At 58.0% G+C, this 12,300-nt stretch carries 8 protein-coding genes and 1 CRISPR repeat array; of the genes, 1 reads left to right on the top strand and 7 read right to left on the bottom strand.

Annotated features, from left to right (window positions below):
* Positions 1–14: 14 nt before the first annotated feature.
* The 5 genes from cas3f to clpS form a co-directional block, all read right to left on the bottom strand.
* Positions 15–3,251, bottom strand: a complete 3,237-nt coding sequence (gene cas3f / locus AB8804_RS05210) for a type I-F CRISPR-associated helicase Cas3f (RefSeq protein WP_371183838.1) — start codon at positions 3,249–3,251, stop codon at positions 15–17.
* On the bottom strand, positions 3,248–4,231 hold the full coding sequence (gene cas1f, locus AB8804_RS05215) for a type I-F CRISPR-associated endonuclease Cas1f (protein WP_371183840.1): 984 nt from the start codon (positions 4,229–4,231) through the stop codon (positions 3,248–3,250). Before cas1f ends, cas3f begins: the two co-directional genes overlap by 4 nt.
* A 389-nt stretch (positions 4,232–4,620) precedes the next feature.
* Positions 4,621–5,069: direct repeats of the CRISPR family, unit length 28 nt; unit sequence TTTCTAAGCTGCCTGTACGGCAGTGAAC.
* A gap of 173 nt (positions 5,070–5,242) precedes the next feature.
* Positions 5,243–5,677: a hypothetical protein gene (locus tag AB8804_RS05220; protein WP_371183842.1), complete on the bottom strand. Its 435-nt coding sequence runs from the start codon at positions 5,675–5,677 to the stop codon at positions 5,243–5,245.
* Between the two features lie 312 nt (positions 5,678–5,989).
* Positions 5,990–8,269 carry an ATP-dependent Clp protease ATP-binding subunit ClpA gene (gene clpA / locus AB8804_RS05225; RefSeq protein ID WP_371183844.1) on the bottom strand — a complete coding sequence of 760 codons (2,280 nt, stop codon included), beginning with the start codon at positions 8,267–8,269 and terminating at the stop codon, positions 5,990–5,992.
* A 27-nt stretch (positions 8,270–8,296) separates the two neighbouring features.
* Positions 8,297–8,617 carry an ATP-dependent Clp protease adapter ClpS gene (gene clpS / locus AB8804_RS05230; RefSeq protein ID WP_006174393.1) on the bottom strand — a complete coding sequence of 107 codons (321 nt, stop codon included), beginning with the start codon at positions 8,615–8,617 and terminating at the stop codon, positions 8,297–8,299.
* A 267-nt stretch (positions 8,618–8,884) separates the two neighbouring features.
* Between clpS and cspD the strand changes: the two genes are divergently transcribed.
* A complete protein-coding gene (gene cspD, locus AB8804_RS05235) occupies positions 8,885–9,118 on the top strand; it encodes a cold shock-like protein CspD (protein ID WP_371183849.1) in 234 nt (77 codons plus the stop codon).
* A 70-nt stretch (positions 9,119–9,188) separates the two neighbouring features.
* On the opposite strand, the gene macB is transcribed toward cspD, so the two are convergent.
* Complete coding sequence (gene macB / locus AB8804_RS05240) at positions 9,189–11,129, bottom strand: macrolide ABC transporter ATP-binding protein/permease MacB (protein ID WP_371183852.1); 1,941 nt, start codon at positions 11,127–11,129, stop codon at positions 9,189–9,191.
* The gene (macA, locus tag AB8804_RS05245; protein ID WP_371183854.1) at positions 11,126–12,241 is read right to left on the bottom strand and encodes a macrolide transporter subunit MacA; all 1,116 of its coding nucleotides are present in this window, start codon (positions 12,239–12,241) and stop codon (positions 11,126–11,128) included. Before macA ends, macB begins: the two co-directional genes overlap by 4 nt.
* Between the last annotated feature and the right edge of the window lie 59 nt (positions 12,242–12,300).

A 12,300-nucleotide genomic window follows, 5' to 3' on the forward strand; every position in this document is an offset into this window, starting at 1 on the left:
ACTGCTCCTGAAATTTAGTGATAATCCCTGAAAACACCCAAAATCGGGTGATATCGCCACTGCGCTATTGCATCTTCCTCCCCCGCCCTGACCGTCACTTCCCCATATCGCCTTGAGACGTCTTTCAGCTCCATCTGCTTTACATCGGCCAGCCCCAGCAAAATCTTTTGATAGTCCACGACAAACCACGGCTCCACGCCGTCGGCCAGGGTTATCTCGTGGCGTACAAACCGCCCCGCCTCTTTCAGAACGCCGTTGTCCTGCATCAGACAAAACGCCGGCTCGTCGTCATCCTCTTTCATACTCAGAAAAAACGACTCCTGCGGTGCGGACTGGCGAAACGGCGTGCGCCTTTGCAGCTCGCCGTACCAGGCGATCGGCAGCGTCCACCAGTGGGCGGCAATGGCTTCGTTGCGGTCAGCGGCTTCCAGCAGCGCGGCGCGCAGCCGGGCGTGTTCCTGTGCGGCAAAGGCGTTATCCGCTGTTGCGTCGGCAATCCGCGGCGCGGCGTTAATGGCGCGGTATGCCGACGCGGGCAGCAGCGTCTGCAAATCATGATCGCTAAACGCGAGCTTTTCCGTCTCGAAACCCGGCCTGCAGTACGCAACGCGCTCCCCGCGCAGCGCCTTAATATTGCGGTTCAAAATCACCAGGTTTTCAGCCTTCGGCACGATCTGGCGATGTCGCTGAATGCGCCCGGCGAACTGGATCAGCGAGCGCATGGAGCTGGGTTCGATAATCCCCCAGTCGGCGCAAAAATCGCGGCCCACCTCTAAAACGGACGTGCCAAGCACCACAAACAAATGGTGTTGAAAGGAAGATTTCAGCGCCTGTTTCACCTCCGGGAGCTGCCAGATGCCGTCCGGATCGTGGCGCGTAAAGGCGCCGTCGAGACGCGCTTCAATATGCGAACGCACCGCCAGCGGATGCCGCCCGTAATAGACGCAGTAGTGAATGCAGGTATTTTCCGGCGCGGGCATTGCCATCAGCGCCTGCGCCACGGCGACCAGCGGGTTGATGTTTGCCAGCCGTATCAGGCCAAACGAAACCGTTTTGCCGCTTGCGTGTGCGCTGTGATGATCGCGGTGAAGCTCTGGCATCTGCTGATACAGCGTTTTCGCGACTGCGGTAATCACCGCCTGCGCGTCGGTCGATTGAGGTTCGACGCGGGCAAGCTTTCCCCTGCGCAGAACGGGCTGCTGAGGGAGCTGTTTTAGCCGCCGGGCCACAAACTGCGCGTGCGCCAGACGGAACGCCCCGCCTTCGGCAACGTCCTCGGACCGCGCGCCGTATTCATCAAACCAGGCGCAGCAAATATTGACGGGTCTGTTCGGCTCGCCGCAGGCCTGCTGATACGCTTCTCTCCCCGCCCGATACGCCTCGAACAGGGCCTGCGTCAGCGCGGGCGGCAGCGTTGCCGAAGAGAGCAGCACGCGTGAGCCAAGCATTCCCGCCCAGTTCACCAGCCGGGACAGCGCGTGCAGATCGTCAATATCAAAATCATCCGGCTCGTCCAGCACCAGGTCGCTGGTCATCAGGCGCAGCATGGCGGGGATCTGCCTGCCGCCGCGAATGCCCTCGGTGGCGGGCATCAAATGGTCGACGGTCGTCACCAGCACCGGCGCGCTCACCAGCCGGTTAAGCGCGGGCTCGGAAGAGAGCCACTGCTGTGCGATGCCATGACTCACGCTGCCCTCATAGTGAACGTACTGATGGCTGGCGAAAAACGCCTCGTCGCTGGCGCTGTTGTTATCGTGTCGATCCTGCCCTTTTGCGTACAGCTCGCGCACGGCGGCTGAGCCGGTGACCACGGCAAGCGTGTCCTCATCCAGCCCCAGCCGTTCGCGCAGCGCCTGGCCGGTTTGCAGCGTCAGGGTGCGCAGGCCGAGCGCGACGCTGAAGCGGCAGCCTTCACGCTCATCCGCCAGGGCATACATAATGCGGGCGTTGGCGAAGGTTTTGCCGCAGCCGGTAGACGCCATGTTGATACCAAAAAATCCCTGCCCGGCGCTCCGCTCGCGCAGGGCAGACGCTACGTCCCAGGCCTTGTTCTGCCACTGAAACCGTTCGCCCTTTGCCCGTTCGCGAAAGGTTTTATGCCGCGCAATCGCGGGCAACGAGCGCCGCAGCCAGGGCAGCGAGCGCCCCAGCAGCAGGGCGTGGTGCGCTACGCCGACGCTGTGTTCATCCAGCTTTTGTTTTAGCTGAGCGGTCGCGCGGTAGCTGTTGGCCCATACGCCGAGGTCCTCTTGCTGCCACTCGACGCGCGGGGGTTGAGAAGAGTAAAAATGATCGGCCAGCATCAGAGAAAGCCGGGCCAGGTGCGCGGTAAACAGGTTGTCCAGCGTGCCGTAGTGGCGTAACGACGCGGCGTTGCGGGCGCGTTTGCCAATCTGTCGGGCCTTTTCACGCCAGGTCGCGCTTCGCAGCGGCGTGCCGCAGGGGAACGTCCAGACGCTTTTTAGCTCTGCTGCCTTCCACGGGTGCTTTTCATTATTCTGATGATTGAGCGCGTTCCAGTGGACGTTCAGCTGACGGTCAAGCCAGCCGTCACAGTACTCGAGGCTGGGTCTCGACTGCAGAGACTGCGGCAGCCGATGATGGGACACGATCAGCCATGCCACCGTTCTCGCCAGCGGCGGCAATCCCTTTAGCGGGCTGCCGTCTATAAGCTGCGGCTCTTTGAGCATTGCTTTCAGCATTCGCTCTTCATCGGCGAGGGACAGGCGCTCTAAAGAGGCGAGCCACTGCTCGTCGGTCTGCCCTGCAGCAAATCCCTGAAACAGCCGGGCGGAGATCCATTCATGCCGGTAAGGCTGGTAATTGTGTTTACTTTGCTTCATCAAGGTTTGCTGGAAGCACTTCCCCGCTTTGCCGAAATCGTGAAACAGCCCGGCGATGGCGGCCAGCAGCGCGATGCTTTCCGCGCCGTGCCAGCGGTGTTCGGCCTCGTTTTTCAACACGTTTGCCGTCGTGCGGTTTGTCGGCACGCGCCCCTGGGCATTAAAGCGACGCAGGTTGCCTACGATCCACAGCAGCTCCGTCTCGCCGCTTTTTTTAATCCAGTGGCACGCCACCGCGGTATTACGCCGCGCGTGTTTACGCAGTAATTTCCGCAGCGTATTGACGCCATCAAGAGTAATTGCGGTTTGCCAGGCCGCATCGCCGGTGCGCTCGGCAAACTGGTCAATAATCTGGCAGCTGATTTCGCGGGCACGTTTCGTGCAGCGGGAGATAATCAGGATATTCATTCCGCGACGCCCGCGAGCGTGCTGGCTGTTTCCTGGAGGGCGGCGATCATCACGTCCAGCGCGTCGGCCTGTTGAAAGGCATTGATGCAGCGCTGGCGGAACTGCTGGCTATCTTCCCCCGCCATTGCGACGATAAACGCCTGCGGCATGACCAGCGCATCTTTGACCAGATCGGCAAGATCGAAGACCAGCCCGCCCCGCCGGGTTTTGCCGTGCATCACCGCCAGGCCGTGCGGGATCCCCGTCACCCACGCGGCCACCGCCGCCAGCCCGTAGGCCAGATAGTTGCCCTGATCGAGAAAGCGGTTAGCCATGTCGACGCCGCCGCCGCGTTTGGCACGGCTAAAGTCGCCGTAGCCGACCGCCAGGCTGGCCTGCTTATAAAGGGATTTGGTGAGAAGCGCTTCTTTGAGCATCAGCGAGGTATGGCCAGCAGCGTCAGACATGCTTTCCCGCGCGAGTGTCAGAGACTCACGTAGCCGGGTTTTATCCGGATGAAACCCCGGCTCGCGCTGCATTTTCGCCCCCAGCCAGTGTTTCTCTATTTGCTGAAGCCGAACCATTTGAAACTGCTTTGCCGCCTGCAGCCGTTTTTCCTCATCGAACCAAAATGAGACCCAGTTCTGAAGATAGGCCGTGGGCCGATATTCGCTTTGCGGGCATAGCCAGGAGACGTCAATATCCACTTCATTAGCCGAATAAAGCGGCGTGCCGTCCGTGCCGCAAAAACCGACCATCACCCCCGCGCGCGCAAATTCCCGCATTGCCATTTGGGTCACGGACGTCCCCATTCCCAGCATCACGGCGGTGGTATTTGCAATCGGGATATTCCAGTAAAATGATTCTTTACCTTCCTGAGTGACATATTCCACCCGACCGCCGTTAACCTGGATACGGCATTTTTCCAGGTAATAGATATTCGCGCGCTTAGAATGAAGAATCGTTTTAAGGTCTGAAGGCGTAATAGTTGGTTGGGACATAGAATATATCAGTTAACGTATCGATGATGATTATGGTATCGATGATTTGTATGAAGGGAATGTGATCCAATTCAAACAAAAAGCTATTGCGAGACATCAAACACACATTAACTGTTTAATTTTATTACCAATTATTATCAATAAATATTGCTCGCAAGAATATTATTCAGGCGAGCCATGCACATTTCAATTTAATGAAATATATATCCACATCGATAGATAATATATTCTGGTAAGTTTTTCTTCATTTCCTATTACTACGTTACTTAATATGCGGGATTATATTATCAGAAGCTTTAATTCTCTTTTTTAGTAGGTGAGCCGTAAATAAATATACATAGGGTACGGCATTGAACGTGGTGCGCGTGACCTTGAGTGGGCCGACGACGTTTCTGAGCTGCCTATACGGCAGTGAACATTTTGTCTGTCCCTCATATTCTCACGCAATCTTTCTAAGCTGCCTGTACGGCAGTGAACTCTCCCTGGCGGGTGGGCGGCGCTACGGTGGCTTTCTAAGCTGCATGTACGGCAGTGAACAATAGCGCCACGGCAGGGGCGCTTAGCTATTGTTTCTAAGCTGCCTGTACGGCAGTGAACATTTAGGGTTTGATTCGGCGATGCGCCCGTGATTTTCTAAGCTGCCTGTACGGCAGTGAACACGGGCGATTATGTTCGCTCCGTCCTGCACATTTTCTAAGCTGCCTGTACGGCAGTGAACTTCCAGAATAATGCGTCGGCAGTGAATCAAACTTTCTAAGCTGCCTGTACGGCAGTGAACCCGGAAACGGGCGGCGACGACCACATCAGGATTTTCTAAGCTGCCTGTACGGCAGTGAACTGAAACAAAACAACAATACCCTATTGTTCCAAAAGAAAAAATCAACTTTCTTAGTCTGAACCCTTTTTTCCAGCCATCATTTTCATCATCGATAAATCAATGCGTTGCATAGGCATCCGAAGAAAGGGTTCTGCGATTAAGCGTCAGTTTGCGTACTGACGAACTGCGTCACGTCAGGGAATAAGATGTACAACCGTGCTTTGGCTGCGAGGCACAACCATGTCATCGGCCATCGAGTGCGTAATGTCATGCAGCAGGCCCGTCAGATGCGGGAGCATGTCGCGGTCAAAATGCGAGATCAGCAGGACGTGGTTGAGCGCGCGGCAGTAATCGCACTTAGCTTCGGTTTCCTCCAGCAGCCACGCCTTTTGCTGCGGCTGCTCGTCTTCAAATTCCACGACGCGAAAATCGCTCATCGATTCGTCAAGCCCTTGCTTAACTTCATCCAGATAGGCACCGAGGCAGCGGCATACGGGTTGCGTTTGCGGCAGAGAATTGCAGTCCAGCAGAATTTCGACCAGCAGCTTACAGCGCTCGACAAGAACGGGGAGATCGGGTTTGAGGGAGAGTTCGGTGTACAGTTGCGCGAAGCTATTAGTAGCAGTCATATGTGATCCTTTATGCACGTAAGATTGTCTGTGCACACACTTGCAGGACGCCAATCCCGACACCTGATTTTGCAGGTGCGCCGCCATTTTATTACTGTGAATTTATCCAGCAACCGACTTCGAAAGAAACTGGAAAGCGCCTCGCAAAATTCCCCTGCGAGCTGATGCCCTCACCCCAACCCTCTCCCTGAATGGAGAGGGAGTATTCTGTGCCAGGCTGTTATTTGTAGGGAACCCTCAGCCCACGGGAAGAGGAAGAATAGCGGGCATAAAAAAGCCGGGTTAAAAACCCGGCTTTTGAACTAAAACAACTTAATGCGCCGCTTCCGGCTTGTGCTTCGCCGCACTCTGGAAGTCGTACGTCAGCTCGTTCTTCGCCTGGTCCAGCGCCACGGTCACCTGGCCGCCGTCCACCAGCGAGCCAAACAGCAGCTCGTTCGCCAGCGGTTTCTTCAGGTTGTCCTGAATCACGCGCGCCATCGGACGGGCGCCCATCGCACGGTCGTAGCCTTTCTCGGCCAGCCAGTTGCGGGCCTCCTGGCTGACTTCCAGCGACACGCCTTTCTGATCCAGCTGAACCTGCAGCTCGACGATGAACTTGTCCACCACCTGATGGATCACCTCGGTAGACAGGTGATCGAACCAGATAATGTTGTCCAGACGGTTGCGGAACTCCGGCGTGAAGATCTTCTTGATCTCCTCCATCGCATCGGTGCTGTTATCCTGGTGGATCAGGCCGATGGATTTACGCTCGGTTTCACGCACCCCGGCGTTGGTGGTCATCACCAGCACCACGTTGCGGAAGTCCGCCTTGCGCCCGTTGTTGTCGGTCAGCGTCCCGTTGTCCATCACCTGCAGCAGGATATTGAACACGTCCGGGTGCGCCTTCTCGATTTCATCGAGCAGCAGAACCGCGTGCGGATGCTTGATCACCGCGTCGGTGAGCAGGCCGCCCTGGTCAAAGCCCACGTAGCCCGGAGGCGCACCAATCAGGCGGCTGACGGTGTGGCGCTCCATGTACTCGGACATATCAAAGCGCAGCAGCTCAATGCCCAGCGCTTTAGAGAGCTGCACCGTGACCTCGGTTTTCCCGACGCCGGTTGGGCCCGCGAACAGGAAGGAACCGACAGGCTTGTGGTCATGCCCCAGCCCGGCGCGCGCCATCTTGATCGCTTCGGTTAAGGCCTCAATGGCCTTATCCTGACCAAACACCAGCATCTTCAGGCGATTGCCGAGGGTGCGCAGCGTGTCGCGGTCGCTCTGAGAAACGCTCTTCTCAGGAATGCGCGCGATGCGGGCCACCACGGACTCGATATCCGCCACGTTAACCGTTTTCTTACGCTTGCTGGCCGGCATCAGGCGCGCACGCGCCCCCGCTTCATCGATGACGTCAATGGCCTTATCCGGCAGGTGACGGTCGTTGATGTATTTCACCGCCAGCTCCACCGCCGCACGCACCGCTTTCGCGGTATAACGCACGTCGTGGTGCGCTTCGTACTTGGTTTTCAGGCCGTTGATGATCTGCACCGTTTCGTCAACCGACGGCTCGGTGACGTCGATTTTCTGGAAGCGACGCGCCAGCGCGCGGTCTTTCTCAAAAATGTTGCTGAACTCCTGGTAGGTCGTGGAGCCCATCACGCGGATCTTGCCGCTGGAGAGCAGCGGTTTGATCAGGTTAGCGGCATCCACCTGGCCGCCGGACGCCGCGCCCGCACCGATGATGGTGTGGATCTCATCGATAAACAGAATGCTGTTGGTGTCCTGCTCCAGCTGTTTCAGCAATGCCTTGAAGCGTTTTTCAAAATCGCCGCGGTATTTGGTGCCCGCCAGCAGCGAGCCGATGTCCAGCGAGTAGATGGTGCAGTCGGCAATCACTTCCGGCACGTCGCCCTGCACGATGCGCCAGGCCAGCCCTTCCGCAATCGCGGTTTTACCCACGCCGGATTCCCCCACCAGCAGCGGGTTGTTCTTACGGCGGCGGCAGAGTACCTGGATCGCACGCTCCAGCTCTTTATCGCGGCCGATCAGCGGGTCGATACCGCCTACGCGAGCAAGCTGGTTAAGATTGGTGGTGAAGTTTTCCATACGATCCTCCCCGCCTGCCTGCTCTTCGCTGTTGTTGATCTGACTGCTGGAATCCGAGGCCTGGTTCGGCTCGTCTTTCCGCGTTCCGTGAGAAATAAAGTTCACCACGTCGAGTCGGCTGACTTCGTGCTTGCGCAGCAGGTAGGCCGCCTGGGACTCCTGCTCGCTGAAGATCGCCACCAGCACGTTCGCGCCGGTCACTTCGCTACGCCCGGAAGACTGGACGTGGAATACCGCGCGCTGCAGCACGCGCTGGAAGCTGAGCGTCGGCTGGGTGTCGCGCTCTTCTTCACTGGCAGGCAGCACCGGTGTGGTTTGTTCGATGAAGGCTTCGAGTTCCTGACGTAGCGCGACCAGGTCCACGGAGCAGGCTTCCAGCGCTTCGCGGGCGGACGGGTTGCTAAGCAGTGCGAGCAGTAAATGCTCGACGGTCATAAACTCATGTCGGTGCTCACGCGCTCTGGCGAAAGCCATGTTTAAACTGAGTTCCAGTTCTTGATTGAGCATAGGCACCTCCCCCAATTTTATGCCTTATCAGGCCTTTTCCAGCGTACACAGCAACGGATGCTCGTTCTCCCTCGCATAATCGTTCACCATCGCTACTTTGGTTTCCGCCACTTCTGCCGTAAATATGCCGCAGATGGCTTTGCCTCGATAATGAACGGTAAGCATCAGTTGCGTTGCACGTTCTACATCATAAGAAAAGAACTTTTGTAGCACGTCAATAACAAATTCCATTGGCGTGTAGTCATCGTTCATTAACATAACTTTATACATAGATGGCGGTTTTAGCGCGTCGCGCACTTTGTCTTCCGCCAGCTGGTCAAAATCCAGCCAGTCGTTGGTCTTACCCATGATGCATCATCTTCTTGAATCTACCTCAGATGTTAGATAACAATCATCTATTACTGTCATCCGCGATGTCTGTCACAAACTGTTGCAATAGCGTTAACTGCTTCAAATTTTGGTTGATTATTGTCCCAACTCCAGCGCCAAACGCTTGACGGCTTCTTTCGTTTATCTAAATTGTACAATCGTGAGTTGGCGAGGTTTTGTACAGCCTCCACTCCACCACCGGTTCATTCCATCTTAATTTATAAGATTTACGAAGGAAGTCGAAGCATGGAAATGGGTACTGTTAAGTGGTTCAACAACGCCAAAGGGTTTGGGTTCATCTGCCCTGAAGGCGGCGGCGAGGATATCTTCGCTCACTATTCCACCATTCAGATGGATGGTTACAGGACGCTCAAAGCCGGGCAGTCCGTACAGTTCGACGTACACCAGGGGCCAAAGGGCAATCACGCCAGTCTTATCGTCCCCATTATTGAAGCAGAAGCGGTCGCAACGGTCGCGTAGCGCTCTGTTTAATTGTGTACACCCCGCAGGCAAAATGCCAGCCCGATCGGCTGGCATTTTTATTTTCGGGTTATTCCCGCGCCAGCGCGTCTACCGGATCAAGCCGCGCGGCGTTGCGTGCCGGGAGCCAGCCAAACAAAATGCCGGTAAAGGTCGAACACAAAAAGGCGGTGAGGATCGCCACCGGCGAGAAGCCAATCTCCCAACCCGGTAAAAAGAGCTGAAGCGCGAAGGCAATCATCATCGACAGCGCAATGCCCATCGCGCCGCCCACCAGGCACACCAGCACCGCCTCAATCAAAAACTGCTGCAGCACGTCGCTGGCGCGGGCACCTACCGCCATGCGGATGCCGATTTCCCGCGTGCGCTCCGTCACCGACACCAGCATGATATTCATCACCCCGATGCCGCCAACGACCAGCGAAATCACCGCCACCAGCGTCAGGAACAGCTGTAGAGTACGTGTGGTCTTTTCCGCCGTTTTCAAGAGGCCGTCCATGTTCCAGGTGAAGAAATCCTTCTTCCCGTGGCGCAGCGTCAGCAGGCGCTCAAGCTGCTGCTCGGCGAGCGTGCTGTCGTAGCCTTCCTTCACGCGAACGGTGATCGAGTTCAGCCACGACTGCCCCATAATGCGCCCCGAGATGGTGGAATACGGCAGCCAGACGCGCAGAATTTTGCTGCTGCCAAACATCGACTGCTTCTCTTCCGCCACGCCGATGACCGTCGCAGGCATGTTCCCGACCAGAATCACTTCCCCCACCACGTTGGTTTTGTTCGGGAAAAGCTGCCTGCGCGAGTTATCGTCCAGCACAACCACCTGCGCCCTGCCCGCCAGCTGCTCGGCGTTGAAGGTCGCGCCCTGGCTGAATGTCATGCCGTAAACGTTGAAATAGTCCCCGCTGACGCCGTTCGCGCTTGCCGCCACGTCGATGTTGCCGTAGCGCAGGCGCAGGTTTTGCGACACCGCGGGCGTGGCCGAGTTGACCCACGGCTGCCGCTGAATGGCCGCCAGGTCGTCATATTTCAGGGCCTGCTGGTACTGCGGTTCGTCGTCCCCGAAGTCTTTACCGGGGTAGACGTCAATCGTGTTGGTGCCGATGGCGCGAATATCCGCCAGCACCAGCTGTTTTGCCGCGTCGCCGACCACAACAATCGACACCACCGAGGCGATGCCGATGATGATGCCAAGCATGGTCAGCAGCGTGCGCATCTTGTTGGCCGCCATCGCCAGCCAGGCCATGGTGAGCGCCTCGCGAAAACCGCTGGAGAACTGGCTCCAGCCGGTGGACACCGGCAGCGGCTCTTTCGGTGCCGCCGCCCGGGACGCGCGCGGCGGCGGGTTGCTGACCAGCTCGCCGTCGTGGATCTCGATGATGCGCTCCGCCTGCGCCGCTACCTGCGGATCGTGGGTCACGATAATGACCGTATGCCCCTGATCGCGCAGCTGGTGGAGGATCGCCATCACCTCTTCACCCGAATGGCTGTCGAGCGCCCCGGTCGGTTCATCGGCGAGGATCACCTGCCCGCCGTTCATCAGCGCGCGGGCGATACTCACGCGCTGCTGCTGGCCGCCGGAAAGCTGCGACGGCTGATATTCTACGCGCTCGGCCAGACCAAGGCGCGTCAGCAGCGCCTTCGCGCGCTCGAGGCGCTTTTTGCGCTCCACGCCCGCGTACACCGCCGGGACCTCAACGTTCTGCGCCGCGCTCAGGTGCGAAAGCAGATGGTAGCGCTGAAAGATAAACCCGAAGTGCTCGCGGCGCAGCTTCGCCAGCGCGTCGCCGTCCAGCGTAGAGACGTCCGTCCCCGCCACGCGGTAGGTGCCGCTGGTCGGTTTATCCAGGCAGCCGAGGATATTCATCAGCGTCGATTTACCGGAGCCGGACGCCCCGACAATCGCCACCATTTCACCGGCCTCCACGCGCAGGGAGATCCCCTTCAGAACCTCCACCGGCCCGTCGCCGGAAGGATAGCTGCGGCGAATGTCGTTTAGCTCAAGCAGCGCCGTCATTTAGCCGCTCCGGGCAGGCTTTCGCTGGTGACGACCTCTTCGCCCTCTTCCAGCCCTTTCACCACCACCACGTCGGTGTCGTTGCGCTCGCCAATGGTCACCTCGCGCTCGCGGGTTTCGCCGTTGCGCAGCACTTTGACCTTATAGCGGCTGTCGCCGGCGGATTCGCCCAGCGCGGAGAGCGGGATGGTCAGGACGTTTTTCACGCCGGTCAGCTGGATGTGGACCTGGGCGGTCATGTCCAGACGCAGCACGCCTTTCGGGTTCGGAACCTCAAAGCGAGCGTAATAGAAGATGGCGTCATTGACCTTCTCCGGCGTCGGCAGGATATCCTTAAGCACGCCCTCGTAGCGGGTTTGCGGATCGCCGAGCACCGTGAACCAGGCCTTTTGCCCCGGCTTGAGGTGAATAACGTCGGCCTCGGACACCTGCGCCTTGACCAGCATGGTGCTCATGTCGGCGAGGGTCAGGATGTTCGGCGCCTGCTGCGCCGCAATCACCGTTTGCCCCTGGAGGGTGGTGATTTGGGTTACTTCTCCCGCCATTGGCGCAACGATTTTGGTGTAGTCGAGGTTGGTTTTCGCCGTATCCAGCGAGGCCTGATTGCGCTTGATTTGTGCATCGATGGTGCCAATCTGCGCCTGCTTGACCGCAACTTCCGTCGCGGCGGTGTCCAGATCCTGACGGGAAATGGCCTGCGTTTTTGCCAGCGCCTGCTGGCGGCTCAGCGTCACCTGCGCAAGGCGGCTCTCCGCCTGCGCCTGGCTGCGCTGCGCGCGCAGCTCCATCAGCGTCGCTTCCACTTCGCGGATCTGGTTTTCGGCCTGCTCGGGGTCGATCACGCCGAGCAGCTGGCCTTTATCCACCTTGTCGCCAATCTCAACCGACAGCGTTTTCAGCTGGCCGCTCACCTGCGCGCCCACGTCAACCTTGCGCAGCGCGTCGAGCTTGCCCGTCGCCAGCACGTTTTGCTGCAGCTCGCCGGGGCGAACAATCAGCGTCTGGTACTGGGGCACGGGCGCGTTCAGCACCTGCCATAGCCAATACCCGCCAATCAAAACCACCACTGCCAGCAGCAGGAAGAGCTTCCCGCGTTTTCCCTTAAGGTTCATAAATATTCCAAATAATTGTTCTGGCTATCATCGACGTTGATTCTATCTGAAGCGCGGGT

Origin of the sequence: Enterobacter sp. KBR-315C3_2022, from assembly GCF_041399425.1 — a bacterium.
Classification (GTDB): domain Bacteria; phylum Pseudomonadota; class Gammaproteobacteria; order Enterobacterales; family Enterobacteriaceae; genus Enterobacter.